Raw genomic sequence first — 21,603 nt, forward strand, 5'->3', positions numbered from 1 at the left:
AAAGACATGTCCGATTGCCGTGTCCGGCGGCCAAAATGGCAGGGGTCGAACTTGCGTTCCTGCCGATGCGCCTTCTAGGGTGACCACCTTTGCCTGAAGGAGGAATCATGCCCGCTTACACGCTCGATGGCGTTTCGCCCGAATTGCCTGACGATGGATCAGCCTGGATTGCGCCCGATGCGACGCTGATCGGCAAGGTGACGCTCGGCAGCGATGTCGGCGTGTGGTTCGGGGCCGTGCTGCGCGGCGACAACGAGGCGATCACCATCGGCGCCGGCACGAACGTGCAGGAACATACGGTGATGCACACCGACATGGGCTTTCCACTCACCGTGGGCGAGGGGTGTACGATCGGCCACCGGGCGATGCTTCATGGTTGCACGATTGGGAACAACAGCCTCGTCGGCATGGGCGCCATTATTCTCAACGGCGCGAAAATCGGAGAGAACTGCCTCGTCGGGGCTGGCGCGCTCGTCACGGAAGGCAAGTCGTTTCCGGACAATTCGCTGATCATGGGCGTTCCGGCCAAGGCGGTTCGCACGCTCGACGAGAATGCGATCGAGGGCCTCCGGGGATCGGCGCGGCACTACGTGGCCAATGCCAAGCGCTACCGAACCGGCCTCACGCCAGCCTGACGCGAGGGGCGCGATCCGTTAACGGATCGGTTCACCCCCGGTTAACCGCGAAAAAGACGAACGTGCTTCGTGCATGACGCAACGTCGCAAACAGAATTGACGTGAGAACAAAACTGGAACATAAAGGGGCCATAAGAGATACGGGAGATCGAAATGGCTTCTTTCCTTCAGGATGTGTTCTCGCTCGTGTCCATGGGCGCGTTCGTTACGGCAATGGCGCTGCTGATCGGCGCGATGTGATGTCAGTCGCCGACGGCCACGCCTTCGCGGCGTGTGTCGGCAGCGCCTTCGAGGCCTGACGGCGTAAATTCGATGCCATGCAGACCCGAATTCAGTTCCTTCGCCTCGACCTCGTAGCCAAGGGCCGCGAGGTCTTCCACCAGGTCTTCGGCCGCGGTTCCCAGTTCGATATCGTAGGGACCGAAGCGGTTGACCATATGCGGCCGCGCGATCGCCGCAGCCATGTCGAGATCCCAGTCGATCAGCCCGATGAGCGTGTTGGCCACATAGGAGATGATGTTGCTGCCGCCCGGCGACCCCAGCGCATAGCGCGGTTCGCCGTCGAGAAGAACGATCGTCGGCGCCATCGACGATCGCGGCCGCTTGCCCCCCTCGACGCGATTGGCGACGGGGCCGTCACTGCCGGTTGCCGCGAAGGAGAAATCGGTAAGCTGGTTGTTCAGGAGAAAACCGCCCACCATCAGCCGTGCGCCGAACCCGTTCTCGATCGAGGACGTCATCGATGCGATGTTGCCGGAATCGTCGACGATGACGAAATGGGTGGTCGCCGGTTGTGACAGGTCGACGCCGTCGATGCGCAGGTCAGCCTTTTTCCAGGGCGGCTCGCCGGCGGTGACATCGTCCTGGCCGAGCGCGGTCGGCTGTCGGATCAGCGCGCTGCGGCCGGCGAGGTAGTCGGCGTCGAGAAGGCCTTCCGGCATGTCCACGAAGTCGGAATCGGCCATGTAGCGGTCGCGGTCCGCGAAGGCGAGGCGGGTGGCGTCGCCGATGATGCGCCAGCTTTCCGGATCGTCCGGGCCGAGCGCGCCGATCTCGTAGGGTTCGACCATGCCGAGAATCTGCCCGATCGTCATCGCGCCGGAGGAGGGCGGTCCCATGCCGCAGATCTCATGGTCGCGATAGGGAGCGCAGACCGCGTCCCGCTCGACGATCCGATAGTCCTTGAAATCGTTGGCTGACAGCAATCCCGGATTGGTCGGGTGATCGCGAACCGCGGCAACGATCGCGTCTGCGATGGGACCCTCATAAAATGCATCCGCCCCGCCGGCCGCCAATGCATCCAGCGTGTCGGCGTAGCTTTCGTTGATCAACGTGGCGCCGGCTGCGAGCGCCGCGCCATCCGGGCCGTAGAAATAGGCCCTGGTGGACGGTTGGGCGTCGAGCCGGCCCGAATCGGACGAGATCAGTCCGGCAAGGCGCGGGGAAACCTTGAAGCCGTCGCGGGAGAGGGTGATCGCCGGCGCAAACAGGTCCGCCCATGGCAGCTTGCCGGCGCGCTCATGGATCGTCTCCATGAGGCGAGGAACGCCCGGGACCCCGACGGAGCGGCCGCCCACCACCGCATCGAAGAAGCCGAGCGGCTGGCCGTCATCGCCGAGGAAGAGGTCGCCGGTCGCCGCCTTTGGCGCGGTTTCCCGCCCGTCGAAGGTGGTGACGGTGCGGCTCTGCGCGTCGTACCAGACGAGGAACGCGCCGCCGCCGATGCCCGACGATTGCGGCTCGACGAGGCCCAGCGTGGTCTGGACCGCAACCAGCGCATCGGCAGCACTTCCGCCCTGGCGCAGGATGGCGAGCCCGGCCTGCGCCGCGAGTGGATTGGCGGCGACCACCATGTGTTTTTCGGCGCGCACAAGCCCGCCTGCGCTCGACCCGGCTGCACGCTCCGGCGCCAGCGTGTCGCTGGCCTGCTGCGACCATGCGGTCGAAGCCGTCGCGAACATCAAGGATGCAGCCAAAAATGTGCGGGTGATGGTCATGTCGTCCTCCTCGTCGGGGCACCTTGCGCCGACACCACAATGCACGCGCCAGCGAATGCCGTCCCGCTAGGGGCGCGTCACCTTGCCGAACACCGTCTCGAACGATGCCTTCAGCGCCAGATCATAATCCGCCATCGTCACCGGCAGGCCAAGATCGACAAGGCTGGTGACGCCGTAACCGGTTACGCCGCAGGGCACGATGCCGCCGAAATGGCTCAGATTCGGCTCCACATTGACGGCGATGCCATGCAGGCTGACCCACCGCCGCAGCCTGATCCCGATCGCCGCGATCTTGTCCTCCTGGGGAGAGCCGTCCGGCAACGGCGGGCGGTCGGGCCGCACGACCCAGACGCCGACGCGGTCTTCACGGCGCTCGCCCTTGACGTTCAAGCTCGCGAGCGAACCGATGATCCAGGCTTCGAGAGCCGCCACGAAGGCGCGGACGTCCTCGCGACGGCGCTTCAGGTCGAGCATGATGTAGGCAACGCGCTGGCCGGGTCCGTGATAGGTATATTCACCGCCTCGGCCGGCATCGAAGACCGGAAAGCGCTCGGGCTCGAGCAGGTCGTCGCGATTCGCGCTGGAGCCGGCCGTGTAGAGGGGCGGGTGCTCGACGAGCCAGACGAGTTCAGGTGCGTTCTCGTTGCGAATCGCCGCGACACGCGCCTCCATCGTCGCCAGCGCGGTCGGATAATCGACCAGACCCGGTTCCACGCGCCATTCGACGGGCGGCCCATCCGACAGTGGCAGAAACGACGCGTTTATCTGGTTTCGTTCGAGCATTATGGCGCACCTTGGGCAACGCTTCTCATATGGACGCTCGTGGCCCAAAGGTCCAGTTTTGAGGCCTTCGCCAGAAACGTAGCAATTCTGCGCAATTGTGTGCCGACGCACTTGTGCCCCCCGAACCTATTTGCTACATGCGCCGGGCCGGCCAAGACCGGCTCTTTCGTAGCGTGCGGTCGTGGCGGAATTGGTAGACGCGCAGCGTTGAGGTCGCTGTGGGGCAACCCGTGGAAGTTCGAGTCTTCTCGACCGCACCAACGAAAACTTTCATCCGAGACTTTGTCTTTCGGGTGCGCCGAACGGGGTGATTACCAACGCTCTTTTTCGGTATATCGCGGTCCAAATCAGCAATTTCTGACATATGACGGCGAACTCATTCCGTTTCGGCGCGTTCGTTTACGTAGGCGCGGGACACAACTCCTTCGATGCGCGGCGATTGCCTTTGTGTTCGCCGCATTGAACAGCTAGACGGTGGGCGAACCCCATCGATTCAGGACGGGAGGCGCTGTTGGAAAATCCCCAGGACATGCCCCCGCGCGACGACGCTCGAGAAATCGAGCCCGACATCTATGATGAGGATGGCATCGTCCGTTCGTCTTTCCTGGCGCATATCGGCGCCGCGATCGCGGATCGCGATACGCTCACGCTGAAGGACGAAGTCGGTAAACTCCACCAGTCCGAGGTCGGGGACCTGCTCGAGGCGCTGATGCCGGAGCAGCGGCGTTCGCTCGTCGAGTTGATGGGATCGGCCTTCGACTTCACGGCGTTGACCGAAGTCGACGATGCGATCCGTATGGATATCGTCGACAGCATTCCGAACGAGCAGATCGCGCAGGCCGTCCAGGAACTCGATTCGGATGACGCCGTCTACATTCTGGAAGATCTGGACGAGGCGGATCAGGAAGAAATCCTCGCGCAACTGCCGTTCACCGAACGGATCAGGCTGCGGCGCTCGCTCGACTATCCGGAAGAGAGCGCCGGCCGTCGCATGCAGACGGAGTTCGTCGCCGTTCCGCCCTTCTGGACGGTGGGCCAGACGATCGACTACATGCGCGAAGACCAGAACCTGCCGGAATCGTTCAGCCAGGTCTTCGTCATCGATCCCACCTTCAGGCTGCTCGGCGCAGTCGATCTCGACCGCATCCTGCGCACACAGCGCACGGTGAAGATCGAGGACGTCATGCATGAGACGCGTCACGCCATCCCGGCCACGATGGACCAGGAAGAGGCGGCGCAGGTCTTCGAGCAGTACGATCTTCTCTCGGCCGCCGTGGTGGACGAAAACGAACGCCTCGTCGGCGTGCTGACCATCGACGACGTGGTCGACGTTATCCAGGAAGAGGCCGAAGAGGATCTGATGCGCCTCGGCGGCGTCGGCGATGAAGAACTGTCGGATTCCGTGCTGGCCGCATCGCGCTCGCGCGTTCCCTGGCTGCTGGTCAACCTCGTGATGGCTTTTCTGGCAGCGTCCGTCATCAGCCTGTTCGATGCGACGATCCAGGAGATCGTCGCGCTGGCAATTCTGATGCCCATCGTCGCCGGCATGGGCGGCAATGCCGGCTCGCAGACCATGACTGTCACCGTGCGCGCGCTCGCGACGAAAGACATCGACATCTACAATGCCGGCCGCATCATCCGGCGCGAAATCGGTGTCGGCGTTCTCAACGGCATCATCTTCGCGTCGCTGATCGGCCTCGTTGCGGGGTTCTGGTTCGGTACCGACATCGGCGGCATCATCGCAGTCGCCATGGTCGTCAACATGTTCACCGCCGCTCTGGCGGGCATATTGATACCGCTTCTGCTCGACCGGTTCGGCGCGGACCCGGCCGTGGCCTCGGCAGTCTTCGTCACCACCATCACGGATGTGGTTGGCTTCTTCGCGTTTCTCGGCCTCGCGACCTGGTGGTTCGGCCTCTTCTGAGTGCCGTTCCTGACGACCGCCGTCAGCTCGCCAATTGACTTTTACGTAAATGCCGTGCCAAATCCATTGCAGATTCATGACAGGACGGCCGCGCCGATGCGGGAATATTACTCCATCACCGAGCTGACCCGCGAGTTCGACATCTCGACGCGCACGCTGCGCTTTTACGAGGATGAGGGCCTTGTCGCGCCGGTGCGCCGTGGCCGTACGCGGCTCTTCCGCCCGTCCGACCGGCAGTTGATCCGGCAGATCATGCGCGGCAAGCGCCTCGGCTTCTCGATCAACGAGATCCGCGAAATCATCCAGATGTACAAGACGCCGCCCGGAGAGGTCGGGCAGCTCAAACTGATGATCAAGCGCATCGAGGAAAAGCGCGAGGATTTGCGCCAGAAGCGCCGCGATCTGGAAGAGACCCTGGCGGAACTCGATCAGGCGGAAGAATCATGCGTCGAGCGGCTGGTAGAGCTCGGCGTCAACACCTGAGACGCCTAGCCGGCTCAAATCCAGCGCCGAACCTTCTTCGAATAGTCCCGGAATTTCTTGCCGAAGCGCAGTTCGAGGTGGCGTTCCTCGCGCTCGATGGCAAGCTTCTGCGTGGCGAAGGCGGCGACGGGCGCAAGCAGGATGAACCACAAGATGCCGGAGATGAGGCCGACGCCGACCATCAGCATCGTGTTCCCCAGATAGAGCGGGTTGCGCGTGAACGCGAAGGGTCCGCCTGTCACCAGATGGTCGGAACCACGATGCGGCATGATCGTGGTGCGCGCACGCGACATGGCACGCATCGCGGCAATGTCGATCGCGATGGCGCCCGCGACGACGAGCCAGCCGATCGCGAAGAAGAACTCGGCAAGTTGCATCGGAAGCCACGGCAAAGGCATCAGCCAGTGCGCTAGGATCGCCAGTGCGACTGCGGCCACAATGATCACAGGCGGCCACGGCAGGGTGTTGGGGCTATCCCGAATGTCCGTCATTGCGCCTCTTCCTCCAGCTGCGACGCTTCGGTGTCGAAGCTGCATGCGCTGACGATATCCTGCAATCGTTGCGAAGTCTCCGGGCTGGCGCGGTCCTCGTAGATCTCGTCGAAGCGGCCTTCGCTTTGCAGCCGGTCGACCACGCAGCCGCAATAGGCGGTGCAGAAGTCTTCACCTCTCGTTGGAACGCATTGCGCGCTGCAGGCGCGGGTGAATTCGACATCGCGCGCTTCCTGCGCCGGCGGAGCGGCCAGCGAGAACAGCCAGATCATTCCGATCAGCACCGGCTGATGGATCAGATAGACGGAGAGGCTGTGCCTGCCTGCGAACTGCACCGGTCGCGTCCAGCGGTGCAGGGCGACGCCCCGCCGGCGGGCGAAAATCCCCGCGGCTTCCGCCATTTTCGCTGCTGCAATGCCGGCGAGCACCGCCCCGAAAAAGGGAAGGATGGGCACATAGTCGTTCGAACGGGGGCTGATCTCCGACAGTCCCACCCACCATAGCGCCGGGTGATCGAAAACGGCGGACCGCAGATAGAACGGCGCGGCGATGGCAGCCGCAGCCAGAACGAGGTTCAGCACCGCGGGCAATTTCACTAAGGCGAGGCCGAGAAGGCTGGCCAGCGCAATGTGATGCAGGATGCCGAAGAAAATGAAGCTGTCCGGTACCGCGATCCAGGTTGCGAGCGAGATCGCGGCTGCGGCGCCGGCGACCATCGCCATGCGCTTGAGAAACGGACGCCATTTCACGCTGCGCGCATGGGCGAGAAACAAGCTGACACCGACGAGAAACAGAAACGAAGAAGCGATGCCGCGCGCGAACAGCCGCCAGCCGCCTTCCGCGGTCATGCCGGGAGGGGCATAGCCGAAGAATTCGAGATCCCAGGTGAAGTGATAGATCGCCATCGCGACAAGCGCTGTGCCGCGCGCAAAGTCGATGACTTCAAGGCGCGATCTGGCTTTGTTTGCGTCCTGCAACACGTCTCTCGTTCCGCTTCGGTGGTCCTTTCGCCAGCGATAGCACGATTCTGGTGCCGACTCAGCGACCGCGGATGCGTGGATCGAGTGCGTCGCGCAGGCCATCGCCGATATAGTTGACGCTGAGGACGGTGAGCGACAGGGCCAGACCTGGCCAGATGACGCGCGAGGGATTGATCGCGAGGAAGTTCACGCCGTCGAAGAGGAGGCGGCCCCATGTCGGATAGTCCGACGGAAAGCCGAGGCCGAGGAAGGACAGCGCGGATTCGGTGATGATCGCCGTCGCGATGCCGAGTGTGGCCGAAACCATGATTGGTGACAGCACGTTGGGCAGGATGTGGCGGGTGACGATGCGCCGTTCGCGCGTGCCGATGCTTTTCGCCGCCAGCACGAACTCCTGCTCCTTCACCGAAAGAACCGCACCGCGCACGATGCGCGCGGTCTGCATCCAGCTCGTCGCGCCGATCACGAAGACGATCAGCAGGAAAATGCCGGTTTCCGGCCCGAACGCCGCGCGCAGCGTGTCACGGAACAGCATGATGATGACGAGCAGCAGCGGCAGCAGCGGCAAAGCGAGGAACAGGTCCGTCATGCGCATCAGCCAGCCATCGAGCTTGCGCAGATAGCCGGCCGTGATGCCGATCGTGGTGCCGACGAACAGCGACAGCAACATCGCGGTGACGCCGACTGACAGCGACGTGCGCCCGCCGGCCAGCACCTGCGCGAACATGTCCCGTCCGAGATTGTCGGTGCCCATCGGATGCTGGAAGGTCGGTCCCAGATTTCGAGCGCGCACGTTGAGCGCGCTCGGATCGATGCCGTGCAGATATGGCCCGAAGATCACCAGAAAGATGATGGTCAGAAAGATGCACGCCCCGATGACCCCGCCGCGATGCTGCCGGAACTGACGGAAGACGTCGGAGGTGATGGTGCGTTGCGCGCGCATCTGCTGCACGACTGGCGCCGCAGGCTTGCCGGGCGGATCGATGAGGGCCGTGTCAGTCATAGCGGATCCTCGGGTCGAGAATGCCGTAGAGAAGGTCGGCGATCAGATTGAAGAACACGATCAGCACGGCAAAAATGAAGGTCAGCGTCTGTACCAGCGGGATGTCAGCGCCCTGGATGGCCGTGATCAGAAGCTGCCCGAGGCCGTTCACACGAAAAATCTGCTCGGTGATGATGGCGCCGGAAAAGATCGTCGGAATGCCCAGCGCGATGACCGTCACCACCGGGATGAGGCTGTTGCGCAGGACGTGGACGAGCAGGACCACGCGTTCCTTCATGCCTTTGGCGCGCGCCGTGCGCACATAGTCCTGGTTGAGGTTGTCGAGCATGGAGGCGCGCACGAAGCGGCTGAGCTGGGCGGCGTTGTAGAGCGCGAGCACAGCCACCGGCAGCACCATCTGGCGCACCTGCGCCCAAAAGCTCGACCAGTCCGTCACGCGCAGCGTGGTGTCGTAGATCGAGGGAAACCACTGCAGATTGACGCTGAAGATGACGATCAGCACCACACCGGTGAAGAACGTCGGAACCGAAAAGCCCACCATCGAGACGAAGGTGCCGATCTGGTCGAACCAGGAATACTGCTTGTAGGCCGAGATGACGCCGATCGGGATGGCGATCATAATGCCGAAGAGATAGGCAAAGCCGACCACCATCAGCGTCTGCGGCATGCGCTCGGCGATCAGGTCGACGACCGGGCTGCGCGTGGCCCACGAGCGTATGCGCAGCCGCCCGGCTGAGTCGCCGATTGGAAAACCCAAAAGCTTTTCAAGCAGGTTGAGCGGTTCGTTGATAAAGAACTGCTGCAACCAGTAGAGATATCGGATCGGAAACGGCTGGCCCAGACCCAGCGATTGCCTGATCTGTTCGCGCACCTCCGGGGGAATGGTGAGCGGAAGATTTCCCGTCGGGTCGTTCGGCGCGAGATCGAGCAGTGCAAAGATGATGAAGCTGATCACGAACAGGGTCGGGATCGCGAACATCAGACGCCGAAGCGTAAAGTTCAGCATGAAATTGACTCCGACGGGACGAGCGGGACCTTCTCGGCCGCGTGGATGAGAAGCTGTCCGGACCGCAACCGCCGAAGCGGCCGCGGTCCGGCTTCACATCGCTACTTCTTGCGGGTCCAGTCGGCTACGTTCCAGAGCTGCGAGTCCCACGAGTTCATCCGCATGCCTTCGATGCTGACGGCATGCGCCGCCACTTCACCGCGATGGACGAGCGGAATCAGAGCACCCTCATTGGAGAGGATGTCGTTCATCTGTTTCGCGATCGCGCCGCGTTCCGCGAGATCTGCCGTCTCGGACATCTTGTCGGCAAGCGCGGCGTATTCGTCGTTGCAGAAGCGCGGCATGTTGGTGCCGAGCCAGCCATTTTCGGGGCTGGGGGTGTTGCTGCAGAGCCAGCCGGCCATATAGGCCTCGGGGTCGGTGCCGGGGAAGTTGTTGGTGTACATTTCGATGTCGGCATAGAACTTCTGGAACGTGTCCGGGCTCGCCGGGTCACCGCCGAAGAAGACCGCCGCATCGATGTTGCGCAGCTCGGATTCGACGCCGATCTGGGCCCACATGTCCTTGACCAGCGCCTGCGTCGCCTGGCGAACCGAGTTGGTCGAGGTCTGATAGAGGATGGAGAGGCGTACTCCGTCCTTGGCGCGGATGCCGTCGCTTCCGGGAACCCAGCCTGCGTCGTCGAGCAGCTTCATGGCCGCTTCGGGATCGTATTCGAGGCACCAGTTGACGGCTGTCGACGCATAATTCTCCGGGGCAGGCAGGATGTTGCACGTCGCCCGGCCCGCCGCGCCGTAGCCTGCTTCGACGATGATCTCACGATCGATGGAGATCGACAGCGCCTTGCGCACAGCCGGGTCGCTCAGGAACGGATGCGCCCCACCCTTGATGGTCGAGCGCTCCGCGCCCTTTGAAGGCGACGGATCGGTCATGTTGAGTTCCAGGCGCTCGACCGAGGTGCCGAAGGAGGTGACGATCACGCCCTTTCCGGCCGCTTCCATCTGCGCCAGGATTTCCGGCTCGACCTGGAGGTTCCAGGCATAATCGAACTCACCGGTCTCCAGGACGGCGCGTGCCGCCGATGCGGGATCGCCGCCGCCCTTCATGGTGACGGTCGCGAAGGCCGGCTTGTCGGCCTCGCGAAAATTCGGGTTGGCTTCCAGCGTGATGACGTCGTTGGCCTTGAAATCGAGGACGCGGAACGCGCCGGTGCCGATCGGCTTGAAGTTCTGCTCCGTGCATTCGGGCGCCTTGGCGCCGACGCAGTTTTCGAACTGCGCTTTCTGGATGATCGGCGACTCCTTGCCGACGAACGGACCGTAGGGAAACGGCTTGGCAACGGAGAACGTGACCTTCACGGTCTTGTCGTCGATCGCCTCGACCTTCTCGACGTCGGTGAACTTCGGCAACTGCTGACAGCCGCCGTCCGGGGCCATGCAGTATTCCGCCGTGAACACGACGTCATGCGCGGTGAACGGCGTTCCGTCCGACCAGACCAGATCGGGCAGGATCTTCCAGGTGATCGATTTGAGATCGGCCGAGACGCCGCCATTGTCCACGGTCGGAATCTCGGTGACCAGCGCGGGCACCATGTTGCCGGCCTCGTCATATTTGGCCAGTGGCTCGATCACCGCCGAAGAGGCCTCGACATCCTTCGTGCCGCTCGACAGGAACGGGTTGAGGATCGAGACTGCCTGCCAGTAAAGCACGTTGAGATTGCCGTCGCTGCCGCGTTTGGCCTGCGCCGCCCCGGCCGTCAGCGCGAGCATCGCCGCTGTCCCGGCCAGGAATGTCGTGATCTTCCTCATGTCAGCTTCCCCTATCTGTTTTTGTTCATGTCTTGCTTCGGATATGGACCGGCGCCCAACTCCCATCGGCGCACCCGGCAATCTTGACGTCATGTCAGCACGTCTCAAAGCGCTGCAATTCGCTTTCGCTTCTCCTCCTACTCGACCAGATGGCAGGCAACGTATCGTCCCGGCTCGACCTCGCGCCACGTCGGTTCATCGACGAAGCACTGATTGACCGCCTCCGGGCACCGCGTACAGAAACGGCAGCCGGCAGGCGGGTTCGACGGATCGGGAATGTCACCCGTGAGAATGATGCGCCGGCGCGTCGCCTCGATTGCCGGGTCGGGTACAGGCACCGCCGACAGCAACGCTTTCGTGTAGGGATGTTTCGGGCTGGAAAAGAGCCGCGTCACATCCGCGAGCTCGACCATCTTGCCCAGATACATCACGGCCACACGGTCTGCGATGTGCTTTACCATCGACAGATCGTGGCTGATGAAGAGGTAGGTCAGGCCGAGCTTTTTCTGCAAATCCTCCAGCAGGTTGACCACCTGCGCCTGGATCGAGACGTCGAGCGCGGCGATCGGCTCGTCGCAGACGATGAAGTCCGGATCGAGAGCAAGCGCGCGGGCGATGCCGATGCGCTGGCGCTGGCCACCCGAAAACTCGTGCGGATAGCGGTTGACGTAGTCCGGGTTCAGCCCCACCGCATCGAGCAGTTCGCGCACGCGCTCGCGGCGCGCCTCGCCGGATGCGACACGGTGCTCCGACAGCGGCTCGGCGATGATGGCGCCCACCGTCATACGTGGATTGAGGGACGCCTGAGGGTCCTGGAAGATCATCTGCATGCGCGGCCGCATGCGCCGCAGCGCTTCGCCTTCCAGCGAGGCGATATCGACGTTCTCGAACAGGATGCGCCCGCCGGTCGCCTTGTAGAGCCGCAGAAGCGCACGCCCTGTCGTCGACTTGCCGCATCCGCTTTCGCCCACCAGCGCCAGCGTTTCGCCCTTGCGGATATCGAAAGAGATGCCGTCGACCGCCTGAACCGCTCCGACACGCCGGCGCAGGATGCCCTTGTAGATCGGGAAGTGCATCTGGAGATTTTCCACGCGAAGCAGCGGATGCCCATCCTGTATCTGCGCGACCGGCTTTTCCGCGACCTCAGGCGACAACGCGCGGCCCTCCGATCTCGGGATCCCACCAGCAAGCGACATCATGGCCGTCCGCCTCAGCGATCAGCGGCGGGTTTTCCTCCCAACAGCGCTCGAAGGCATGACGGCAGCGGGGTGCGAACGGGCAGGACGAAGGCTGCGCCAGAAGGAGGGGGGGCTGTCCGCTGATCGAGCGAAGGCGCTCGTCCGCCGTGTGCCTGCCGGGCAACGAGTCGAGCAAAGCACGCGTATAGGGGTGCTGCGGATCGGCGAACAGGCGATCGACGCGCGCATGCTCGACGACCAGTCCGCCATACATCACGATGACGCGGTCGGCGATGCCGGCGGCGACGCCGAGATCATGCGTGATCCAGATGATCGCCATGCCGAGCTTGTGACGAAGCTCGCGGACGAGCTCGAGAATCTGAGCCTGCACAGTGACGTCGAGCGCGGTGGTGGGCTCGTCGGCGATCAGCACCTTGGGATCGCAGGCCAGAGCGATCGCAATGACGACGCGCTGGCGCATGCCGCCCGAGAACTGGTGCGGATAATCGTCGATGCGCTTGGCGGCAGCCGGGATGCCCACGATCTCAAGCAGTTCGATCGCGCGCTGCCGCGCCTGCTTGCGGCTGAGCCCCATATGCTCGCGCAGCGGTTCCATGATCTGGAAGCCGACCGGATAGACCGGGTTGAGCGACGTCATCGGATCCTGAAACACGAAGCCGATGCGCGCGCCGCGAACATGTCTGATGTCCGACGTGCCGAGTTTTACGAGATCCTGGTCCTGGAACATGACCCGGCCGCTCGCGATGCGGGCCGGTGGCATCGGCAGAAGTTGCAGGAGCGACATCATCGCGACGCTCTTGCCTGAACCGCTCTCGCCGACCACCGCGAGCAGCTCACCTTCGTCCAGATTGAAGCTGATGCCGTTGACCGCGTGAATTACGCCGTCATGCGTATGAAAAACCGTCTTGAGGTCGGAGACTTCCAACACCTGCGCGATTGACACACCCCACCGTGTAAGCTGCACCGTCGTTGCGATGCGTTCCCGTTTTTCTCGTTGCGGTCATCTGACCACCTGACTTTCGACAATTCAAGACAGGAAATGGGCAAGTGGGGAAGTTTGCTCAAATGGTGCGCAAGAACGCTCCTTCAAGGCTAGACAAGAACTGGTTGTCTTACGCGAGCATCGCCACCGAACACTTTGATATAGCGTTCGATTTCGGCTGGATCGCCGGTCGCTTTTTCCGGATTGTCGGAAAGCTTGACGGCCGGCCTGCCGTTGGCGAGCGTCACCTTGCAGACCAGAGAGATGGCGCGCAGCGCATCGTTGTGGGCCGGGGCGCAATCCTCGAAATCGTTGGTGAGGTTCGTCCCCCAGCCGAACGCCATCCGCACCTTTCCGCGAAAATGCAGATACGCCTTCTCGATCGTATCGACGTCCAGTCCGTCCGAGAAGATCAGCAGCTTCTCGCGCGGATCGCGTCCGCGCTCGCGCCACCACTCGATGATCCGCTCGCCGCCCTCGATCGGCGGTGCGCTGTCCGGGCGGAAGCCCGTCCAGTCGGCAATCCAGTCCGGCGCGTTCCGCAGAAACGAGGCCGTGCCGAACGCGTCAGGCAGGACGATCAGCAGATTGCCGCCGTAGTATTTCTGCCAGGCCTGAAGCACGGTGTAGGGGGCTGCGCGCAACGCATCGTCATTTTCCGCAAGGGCCGCCAGAACCATCGGAAGCTCATGCGCATTCGTGCCGAGCGCCTCTAGGTCGGTGTCCATGGCCAGAAGCACGTTGGACGTGCCCGTGAAGGATTCGCCGATACCTTCCTTCAGCGCTTCCACGCACCAGCGCTGCCACAGGAAGGAGTGGCGGCGGCGCGTCCCGAAATCGGAGATGCGGATTTCGGGATGCCGCCTGAGCCGCTCGACCTTCTCCCAGACTTTCGCCTTGGCACGGGCATAGGTGACGTCGAGCGCGAAGGGACCCATCGACTTGAGCGCCGAGCGTGATCGCAGTTCGTTGATGATCGCCAGCGCGGGGATTTCCCACATCGTGGTGTCATGCCAGCGGCCGTGGAAATGCAGCTCGTACTGGCCGTCGCGCTTGGACAGTTCGTATTCGGGAAGCCTGAAATTCTCCAGCCAAGCGAGGAAGTCGGGTTCGAAGATCTGCTTGCGGCCGTAGAACGTGTTGCCGCCGAGCCAGATCATCTCCTTCTTGGAAAAGCGCAGCGTGCGGGCATGGTCGAGCTGTGCCCGCAATTCCTGCTCGTCGATCTCGTCGGCAAGCCTGACCGATCTGGTGCGGTTGATCAGGGAAAACGTCGCGTTCACATCGCGGTAGACCCCCCATATCATCTGAAGCATCAACAGCTTGTAGAAGTCCGTGTCGAGCAGGGAACGCACGATCGGATCGAGCTTCCATGTGTGGTTGTAGACCCGACGGGCGATATCAGTCTTGGGCATTCGTGAGGTCTTCCTGCCGGTCTGCGGCGGTATGCGGGAAGCGATGGTCGGTGGCAGCGGAACCTGAACCGACATCCCTTGTCAATCCGCCAGCCAGGCGGCGGAGTTGGCCCGGCGCGTTGCGCGTCGGCCGCCTTCTCGGATAAGGGTTGGGCGAACGACGCGTCCGCGTCGATGATTCCCCGCGAATGGAGCACCACACATGGAAAAGCGCAGGCTTGGCCGCACCGACTTGTTCGTTACGAAGATCTGCCTCGGCACGATGACCTTCGGCGAGCAGAATACGGAGGCCGAAGGCCATGCGCAGCTCGATCTGGCGCTCGATCGTGGCGTGAATTTCATCGATACGGCCGAACTCTACCCGATCCCGCCAAAGGCGGAGACGCAAGGGGCGACCGAGCGTTTCATCGGCAACTGGATGAAGGAGCGCGGCAACCGCGACAAGGTCATCCTCGCGACCAAGGTGGTCGGGCGCACGGCCAACGAATGGTTCCGGGGCGGCCGTCCGTCCAAGCTTGTTCGCGCCGACATCATGGATGCGATCGACAAGTCGCTGGCCAAATTGCAGACCGACCACGTCGATCTCTATCAGATCCACTTCCCCGATCGGCTCGTGCCGTGGGGTTCGAGCCCGACCCGCATCGGGGAATGGCCGGCCAAAAGAGCAGACGACGAGACCCCGATCGCCGAGACGCTTGCCGTTTTCGAAGACCTCGTGAAAGCAGGTAAGATCAGGCATCTGGGCCTGTCGAACGAGAGTGCCTGGGGCGTCATGACGTTCGTCAAGGAAGCGGAACGCGGGGCAGGGCCGCGCGTCGCGTCGCTCCAGAATGCCTACAACCTCGTCAACAGGACATTCGAGGTGAATTTGGCGGAAGTTAGCGATCGCGAGGACGTCTCCCTGCTTGCCTATTCGCCGCTGGCTCAGGGGTATCTGACCGGCAAGTACGACGATGGCGCCTTGCCGGAAGGATCGCGCAAGCAGCTCTACAACCGGCTTCAGCGCTACGAGACCGCCGGCGCTGCCGATGCACACAAGGCCTACAACCAGTGCGCCCGCGACTTCGGCATGGACCCGGCGCTGTTCGCCAATGCCTTCGTCACGCATCAGCCTTTCGTCGCTTCGAATATCATCGGCGCCACGAGCATCGCCCAACTCGAGACGGCGCTCGCCTCGGCCGACGTGAAATGGACGAGCGAAATGCAGGCAGCGGTGGACGCGATCCATCAGCAGCGCGGCAATCCATGCCCTTGATCTCTCTCTCCTGGTTCGAGCATCGGAATAACCCGAAAACCGGATTCCACTTTTCGGTCCGATGCTCTACCTCTGCAACCAGCGCAGCACGGTCATCTCTTCCTCGTCGAACCCATCCGGCAATTTGCGCCACGAGCGCCGGGCAGCGGCGATTTCGTCAGTGAGGTTGCCGGCCTGCCAGGCATCGAGGATGTCCGGGTGGATGTAGCAACTGCGGCAGACCGCGCGCGTGTTGCCGAGTTTCGCCGCCACGGTATCGATCACGCCATTCAGCGTCCGGTTTCGGGCGGTTTTCGTCTCGGGCAGGGGCGTTGTCGACAGCAGCGTTGCGGCATGAACCGTGCCGCCCCAGGTGCGAAAATGCTTGGAGGAAAATTCAGCGCCGATCGCATCGCGAATATAGGCGTTGACGTCCTCTGATCGGACGCTGCGGCGATCGCCGTCCTCATCCTGATACTGGAAGAGATGCTGGCCGGGCAATTCCTGTATCGAGCGCATCACGCCGGCGATGCGGCGGTCGACCAGCTTGAGCCGCCATTCCTTGCCCGATTTGCCCTTGAACGAGAACCGCAGCTTTGCGCCCTCGATCTCGAGGTGGCGGGATTTGAGCGTGGTCAGGCCGAAGCTTCCATTGTCTCGCGCATAGGCGGCGTTGCCGACGCGGATCATCGTGTTGTCCAGCAGCCAGACGACGGAGGCGATGACGCGCTCGCATGGCAGGCCCCGGCGCCGCAGATCGCTATCCACCGCGCCGCGCAGGGTCGGCAGGGACTCCGCAAAACTCGCCAGGCCCGAAAATTTCACGGCGTCGCGGCAGGCGGCCCAACGCTCATGATAGCGGTACTGCTTGCGGCCCTTGACGTCGCGGCCCGTGGCTTGCAGGTGGCCGTCCGGGTTCGCGGCGATCCAGACGTCCGTCCATGCCGGCGGGATGGCGAGCATTCGGATGCGATGCAGGTGCTTTGCGTCGGTCAGCTTGCCGCCCTTGGCCGTCACGTAGAAAAAGCCGCGTCCGGCGCGTTTGCGACGAAACCCCGGTTCCTCGTCGCTCGAGTAGACGAGGGAGACGCTTTCCGCCGCACGCGACGGCTCGCGCAGTTCGGACAGATCGCTACCTGACTGATCGAGCATTGCGGTCTCCTCGGGAACCCCATCGCTTCGAAGCGTCGAGCCGGGCGATTGGTTCCCGCTCGACTGCCGCGACGGTCAACATTTCCGTGACGACATCGTTAACCGTCCATTAACCATGCGGGCGCAGCTTTTTTCCGTAGGGGGGTGAACTCTGGAGAACAGGCATGTTCTACGCGAGACCTCCTGCGGCGCTCTGCGCCGGCGCCATCAGCACCCTTGTTCTTTTCGTCCTGCATCCAGCCGGCGCGCACGACGCTCCGAGCGGCTGGACATATCCGCTCGCATGCTGCTCGAACTACGATTGCCGCGAAGTGGCCGACGCCGATGTCGTTGAAGGCCCGGAGGGATATGTCATCAAGGTGACCGGCGAGGTCATCCCGATGACGTCTCGGAAAGTGCGGAAGTCACCGGACGGTGTGTTTCACCGATGTTCCGTGCAAGGCAAGCAGGACGGCGCGACGCTCTGCCTCTTCGTGCCGCCACGCAGCTTTTAGGAACTTGTGACATTCGTACCGCTTGCACATATGCGCGTTCGGTCGTCTAAGTTTTCGCAATGCCGATGAGGCAGTCTGTCCGGAGACCTGCGCAGTGCATGACGATGCCGCCATGATGCCCGTTTCGGGCCGAACTCATGCCCGGAGCAACGGCTTCCTGACGTCACGCTGGAATGGTACCGCGCCATTCGGAACGCTGTTCTGGCGCGACATGATGGTAATTGCCACACTCATCAGCCTGGCGATGCTCGGCGTATCGCTGGCCGTCCTTGAAATGGGCTATCCGACCTGGCTTGCCATCGCGGCATTTCTTCTCCCCATTCCGTGGAACACCTTTCTCGTCGCGTGTGTCTTTCGCACGGTTGATGCGCAAAGCCACCGGTATGGCTTCATCGCAAAACTCGCTGCGATACTCTGGTTTCTCATCGCCGCTATTCTATGACGGTCACACACGCCGATGCGTTTCGCGTGTGGTCGCGACATGCTAGATCGCCCCGCGACTGAGCCGAGGTGCCGATGCGATGATTTACGTTTGCTCCATGACGAAGGTGGCCGATACCGTCCAGTTGGCCGGTGCTGCGCGGCTGGTGACGCTTCTCAATGCCGGCACGCCATTCGAGCGTCCGGCGTCCATCCTGGCCACGAATCATCTGTTCCTGTCGATGAACGACATCGTCCAGGAACTGCCGGACATGGTCGCGCCGTCACAGGACCATGTCGCGACTCTGCTGGAGTTCGTGCGCGACTGGGATCGCGAGGCGCCGCTGGTCATCAACTGTTTTGCCGGAATAAGCCGTTCGACGGCGGCCGCCTATATCAGCGCGGCGGCTCTGGCGCCGGACCGCGACGAGGTCGAACTGGCGCTGACGCTTCGGCGTCTGGCGCCGTCTGCGACGCCCAATGCGCGGCTGGTCCGTCATGCCGACTTCCTTCTTGGCCGCGAAGGGCGCATGGTGGCCGCGATCGAAGCGATTGGACGCGGTGCCGACGCGTATGAAGGCACGCCGTTCTGCCTCGCTTTGGAGCCGTGAGAGGGGGCGTACCCTCCAACTGTGGCGGGCGCTGAGGCTGCCCCGAGGGAAGGGGAAGCAGCCGCTTCAAAATGGCCAATGTTTGACTTGCTTCGCCCGGTTGGCTGCGCTAACCCTCGCCGCGTTGCAACATACCCACGACGCTCCAGCCTCGGCTGGATAATCTGTCGCGGCTTCGCCCCATGGTTCGATGCTATAGTCGGATCGTTCGGCGACCAACGGAACACGGATAATGAGCGAACTTCTCAGTTCCTACCTTCCCATCGTCATCTTCATCGGGGTCGCCCTGGTGGTCGGTCTGGCGCTGATCGCAGCGCCTTTCCTGGTTGCCTACCGCAATCCCGATCCGGAAAAGCTGTCGGCCTATGAGTGCGGCTTCAACGCCTTCGACGACGCACGCATGAAGTTCGACATCCGCTTCTATCTCGTCGCCATCCTCTTCATCATCTTCGATCTCGAAGTGGCCTTTCTGTTCCCGTGGGCGGTGGCCTTCGGCGAAATCGGCTGGCTCGGCTTCTCGTCCATGATGGTGTTCCTGGGCGTGCTGACGATCGGATTTGTCTACGAGTGGAAAAAGGGAGCGCTGGAATGGGATTGAACGACGGTTCCACGACGCTCATAGCGCCGCGCCCCAAGGGCATCATCGATCCGGGAACCGGCAAGCCGGTCGGCCACGACGATCCGTTCTTCGGCGGCATCAACGACGAACTCTCCGACAAGGGTTTTGTCGTCACCTCGTCCGAGGCGCTGATCACGTGGGCTCGTTCTGGCTCGCTGATGTTCATGACCTTCGGTCTTGCATGCTGTGCGGTCGAGATGATCCACACCTCGATGCCGCGCTATGACAGCGAGCGCTTCGGCGTCGCGCCGCGCGCGTCTCCGCGCCAGTCGGACATCATGATCGTCGCCGGCACGCTGACCAACAAGATGGCGCCCGCACTCCGCAAGGTCTACGACCAGATGCCGGAGCCGCGCTACGTCATCTCTATGGGTTCGTGCGCCAATGGCGGCGGCTACTATCACTATTCCTATTCTGTCGTGCGTGGCTGCGACCGCGTTGTGCCGGTCGACATCTACGTGCCGGGCTGCCCGCCCACGGCGGAAGCTCTGCTCTACGGCATTCTTCTTCTGCAGAAGAAGATCCGCCGCACGGGCACGATCGAGCGCTAGACGGTAATCGCGATGAGTGAAGCCCTCAACGACCTGTCCTCCTACATTGGCGAGCGCCTCGGCGCGAAGCTGGAAAGCGCATCCGTCTCGTTCGGCGAACTGACGCTGACGGTCGATGCCGCATCGATCGTGGACGTGCTGACGTTCTTGAAGAACGACGTCCAATGCCAGTTCATTTCGATCATCGACATCTGCGGTGCCGATTACCCGATGCGCGTCAAGCGCTTCGACGTGGTCTATCACCTGCTGTCGCCGCGTCAGAACCAGCGCATCCGGGTGAAGGTTCTGGCCGACGAGGACACGCTGATCCCGTCCGCGACCGCCGTCTATGTGGGGGCCGACTGGTTTGAGCGCGAGGCCTATGATCTCTACGGCATTCTCTTCACAGGTCACCCGGATCTGCGCCGTCTTTTGACCGATTACGGTTTCGAGGGCCATCCGCTGCGCAAGGACTTCCCGCTGACAGGTTTCGTCGAGGTTCGCTACGACGACGAGATCAAGCGCGTGGTCTACGAGCCGGTGGAGCTCAAGCAGGAATTCCGCAACTTCGATTTTCTCTCGCCATGGGAGGGCACGGATTACGTGCTGCCCGGCGATGAAAAAGCCAAGCCGAACTGAGGCTAAGATGGCCGAGACATCCGTCCGCAATTTCAACATCAACTTTGGACCGCAGCATCCGGCCGCGCACGGCGTTTTGCGCCTTGTGCTCGAGCTCGATGGCGAGGTCGTGGATCGCGTCGATCCGCATATCGGCCTTTTGCATCGCGGCACCGAGAAGCTGATGGAGAACAAGACGTATCTCCAGGCGATTCCCTATCTCGACCGTCTCGATTATTGCGCGCCGATGAATCAGGAGCACGCCTTCGCGATCGCGGTGGAGCGTCTGCTGGGCATCGAAGTGCCGATCCGTGGCCAGCTCATCCGCGTGCTCTATGCGGAAATGGGCCGCATCATGAGCCACATTCTGAATGTCACGACGCAGGCCATGGACGTCGGCGCGCTTACGCCGCCGCTCTGGGGTTTCGTCGAGCGCGAAAAGCTGATGGTGTTCTACGAACGCGCGTCGGGTTCGCGTATGCATGCGGCTTATTTCCGGCCGGGCGGAGTCCATCAGGACCTGCCGGAGAAGCTCATCGAGGACATCGGCAGATGGATCGACCCGTTCCTGAAAGCCCTCGACGATCTCGACAATCTGCTCACGCCGAACCGCATCTTCAAGCAGCGCAACGTCGATATCGGCATCGTGTCGCTGGAAGACGCCTGGGCGTGGGGTTTCTCGGGCGTGATGGTGCGTGGCTCGGGTGCTGCGTGGGATCTGCGCAAGTCGCAGCCCTACGAGTGCTACTCGGAGATGGAATTCGACATTCCGATCGGCAAGAACGGCGACTGCTACGACCGCTATCTCATTCGCATGGAAGAGATGCGCCAGTCGGCCGAGATCATGCGCCAGTGCGTCAACCGCCTTCTCGGCAAGGACAAGGTCGGACCGGTCTCGACCATGGACGGCAAGGTCGTGCCGCCCAAGCGCGATGCGATGAAGCGCTCGATGGAAGCGCTGATCCATCATTTCAAGCTCTACACCGAGGGTTATCGCGTACCGGCCGGCGAAGTCTACGCGGCTGTCGAGGCGCCCAAGGGCGAATTCGGCGTCTATCTCGTGTCCGACGGGACCAACAAGCCCTATCGCTGCAAGCTGCGCGCGCCCGGTTTCGCGCATCTTCAAGCGATGGATTTCCTGTGCAGGGGCCATCTGCTCGCCGACGTGACGGCGGTGCTCGGCTCCCTCGATATCGTGTTTGGTGAGGTCGACCGCTAA

At 62.6% G+C, this 21,603-nt stretch carries 22 protein-coding genes and 1 tRNA gene; 12 read left to right on the forward strand and 11 right to left on the reverse strand.

Features of this window, described 5'->3' with window-relative positions:
* Positions 1–107: 107 nt before the first annotated feature.
* Positions 108–635, forward strand: coding sequence for a gamma carbonic anhydrase family protein (locus AAFN55_RS10660; protein ID WP_347798818.1), 528 nt, complete (start codon positions 108–110; stop codon positions 633–635).
* A gap of 242 nt (positions 636–877) precedes the next feature.
* Here the strand turns inward: AAFN55_RS10660 and ggt are convergent, their stop codons facing one another.
* Positions 878–2,632 carry a gamma-glutamyltransferase gene (ggt, locus tag AAFN55_RS10665; protein ID WP_347798819.1) on the reverse strand — a complete coding sequence of 585 codons (1,755 nt, stop codon included), beginning with the start codon at positions 2,630–2,632 and terminating at the stop codon, positions 878–880.
* A gap of 66 nt (positions 2,633–2,698) precedes the next feature.
* Positions 2,699–3,415, reverse strand: a complete 717-nt coding sequence (gene lipB, locus AAFN55_RS10670; RefSeq protein ID WP_347798820.1) for a lipoyl(octanoyl) transferase LipB — start codon at positions 3,413–3,415, stop codon at positions 2,699–2,701.
* A 175-nt stretch (positions 3,416–3,590) separates the two neighbouring features.
* Between lipB and AAFN55_RS10675 the strand changes: the two genes are divergently transcribed.
* From AAFN55_RS10675 to AAFN55_RS10685, 3 genes are all read left to right on the forward strand, one after another.
* A tRNA-Leu gene (locus tag AAFN55_RS10675) sits at positions 3,591–3,675 on the forward strand.
* Positions 3,676–3,944: 269 nt separating this feature from the next.
* On the forward strand, positions 3,945–5,339 hold the full coding sequence (gene mgtE / locus AAFN55_RS10680) for a magnesium transporter (protein ID WP_347800240.1): 1,395 nt from the start codon (positions 3,945–3,947) through the stop codon (positions 5,337–5,339).
* A 96-nt stretch (positions 5,340–5,435) separates the two neighbouring features.
* The gene (locus tag AAFN55_RS10685; protein ID WP_347798821.1) at positions 5,436–5,822 is read left to right on the forward strand and encodes a MerR family DNA-binding transcriptional regulator; all 387 of its coding nucleotides are present in this window, start codon (positions 5,436–5,438) and stop codon (positions 5,820–5,822) included.
* Positions 5,823–5,836: 14 nt separating this feature from the next.
* Here the strand turns inward: AAFN55_RS10685 and AAFN55_RS10690 are convergent, their stop codons facing one another.
* The 8 genes from AAFN55_RS10690 to pncB form a co-directional block, all read right to left on the reverse strand.
* The gene (locus AAFN55_RS10690) at positions 5,837–6,313 is read right to left on the reverse strand and encodes an isoprenylcysteine carboxylmethyltransferase family protein (protein WP_347798822.1); all 477 of its coding nucleotides are present in this window, start codon (positions 6,311–6,313) and stop codon (positions 5,837–5,839) included.
* Positions 6,310–7,293 carry a DUF1624 domain-containing protein gene (locus AAFN55_RS10695; protein WP_347798823.1) on the reverse strand — a complete coding sequence of 328 codons (984 nt, stop codon included), beginning with the start codon at positions 7,291–7,293 and terminating at the stop codon, positions 6,310–6,312. The genes AAFN55_RS10690 and AAFN55_RS10695 overlap by 4 nt, the downstream gene beginning before the upstream one ends.
* Positions 7,294–7,351: 58 nt before the next feature.
* Complete coding sequence (locus AAFN55_RS10700) at positions 7,352–8,236, reverse strand: ABC transporter permease (protein ID WP_347800241.1); 885 nt, start codon at positions 8,234–8,236, stop codon at positions 7,352–7,354.
* Positions 8,237–8,288: 52 nt separating this feature from the next.
* Complete coding sequence (locus AAFN55_RS10705; RefSeq protein WP_347798824.1) at positions 8,289–9,302, reverse strand: ABC transporter permease; 1,014 nt, start codon at positions 9,300–9,302, stop codon at positions 8,289–8,291.
* 101 nt (positions 9,303–9,403) lie between these two features.
* Entirely contained in the window at positions 9,404–11,110 is a 1,707-nt protein-coding gene (locus AAFN55_RS10710; RefSeq protein ID WP_347798825.1) for a peptide ABC transporter substrate-binding protein, read from the reverse strand.
* Positions 11,111–11,247: 137 nt separating this feature from the next.
* Positions 11,248–12,186 carry an oligopeptide/dipeptide ABC transporter ATP-binding protein gene (locus AAFN55_RS10715; protein ID WP_347800242.1) on the reverse strand — a complete coding sequence of 313 codons (939 nt, stop codon included), beginning with the start codon at positions 12,184–12,186 and terminating at the stop codon, positions 11,248–11,250.
* A gap of 67 nt (positions 12,187–12,253) precedes the next feature.
* Positions 12,254–13,273 (reverse strand): ABC transporter ATP-binding protein, encoded by a 1,020-nt coding sequence (locus tag AAFN55_RS10720; RefSeq protein WP_347798826.1) that lies wholly within the window; start codon positions 13,271–13,273, stop codon positions 12,254–12,256.
* 128 nt (positions 13,274–13,401) lie between these two features.
* Complete coding sequence (pncB, locus tag AAFN55_RS10725; RefSeq protein WP_347798827.1) at positions 13,402–14,706, reverse strand: nicotinate phosphoribosyltransferase; 1,305 nt, start codon at positions 14,704–14,706, stop codon at positions 13,402–13,404.
* Positions 14,707–14,908: 202 nt separating this feature from the next.
* Between pncB and AAFN55_RS10730 the strand changes: the two genes are divergently transcribed.
* Positions 14,909–15,961 (forward strand): aldo/keto reductase, encoded by a 1,053-nt coding sequence (locus tag AAFN55_RS10730; protein WP_347798828.1) that lies wholly within the window; start codon positions 14,909–14,911, stop codon positions 15,959–15,961.
* Between the two features lie 66 nt (positions 15,962–16,027).
* Here AAFN55_RS10730 and AAFN55_RS10735 read toward each other — a convergent pair whose 3' ends face one another.
* The gene (locus AAFN55_RS10735) at positions 16,028–17,092 is read right to left on the reverse strand and encodes a DNA topoisomerase IB (RefSeq protein WP_347798829.1); all 1,065 of its coding nucleotides are present in this window, start codon (positions 17,090–17,092) and stop codon (positions 16,028–16,030) included.
* A 164-nt stretch (positions 17,093–17,256) separates the two neighbouring features.
* Here AAFN55_RS10735 and AAFN55_RS10740 point away from each other — a divergent pair, with 164 nt between their 5' ends.
* From AAFN55_RS10740 to AAFN55_RS10770, 7 genes are all read left to right on the forward strand, one after another.
* A complete protein-coding gene (locus AAFN55_RS10740) occupies positions 17,257–17,586 on the forward strand; it encodes a hypothetical protein (protein WP_347798830.1) in 330 nt (109 codons plus the stop codon).
* 94 nt (positions 17,587–17,680) lie between these two features.
* Positions 17,681–18,028, forward strand: a complete 348-nt coding sequence (locus AAFN55_RS10745) for a hypothetical protein (RefSeq protein WP_347798831.1) — start codon at positions 17,681–17,683, stop codon at positions 18,026–18,028.
* Between the two features lie 79 nt (positions 18,029–18,107).
* Positions 18,108–18,617: a protein-tyrosine phosphatase family protein gene (locus AAFN55_RS10750; RefSeq protein ID WP_347798832.1), complete on the forward strand. Its 510-nt coding sequence runs from the start codon at positions 18,108–18,110 to the stop codon at positions 18,615–18,617.
* A 232-nt stretch (positions 18,618–18,849) separates the two neighbouring features.
* Positions 18,850–19,215: an NADH-quinone oxidoreductase subunit A gene (locus AAFN55_RS10755; RefSeq protein WP_347798833.1), complete on the forward strand. Its 366-nt coding sequence runs from the start codon at positions 18,850–18,852 to the stop codon at positions 19,213–19,215.
* Complete coding sequence (locus AAFN55_RS10760; RefSeq protein WP_347798834.1) at positions 19,206–19,787, forward strand: NADH-quinone oxidoreductase subunit B; 582 nt, start codon at positions 19,206–19,208, stop codon at positions 19,785–19,787. Before AAFN55_RS10755 ends, AAFN55_RS10760 begins: the two co-directional genes overlap by 10 nt.
* Before the next feature lie 12 nt (positions 19,788–19,799).
* Entirely contained in the window at positions 19,800–20,405 is a 606-nt protein-coding gene (locus tag AAFN55_RS10765; RefSeq protein ID WP_347798835.1) for an NADH-quinone oxidoreductase subunit C, read from the forward strand.
* Positions 20,406–20,412: 7 nt separating this feature from the next.
* The gene (locus tag AAFN55_RS10770; protein ID WP_347798836.1) at positions 20,413–21,603 is read left to right on the forward strand and encodes an NADH-quinone oxidoreductase subunit D; all 1,191 of its coding nucleotides are present in this window, start codon (positions 20,413–20,415) and stop codon (positions 21,601–21,603) included.

The organism is Mesorhizobium sp. CAU 1732 (assembly GCF_039888675.1).
GTDB lineage: Bacteria > Pseudomonadota > Alphaproteobacteria > Rhizobiales > Rhizobiaceae > Aerobium.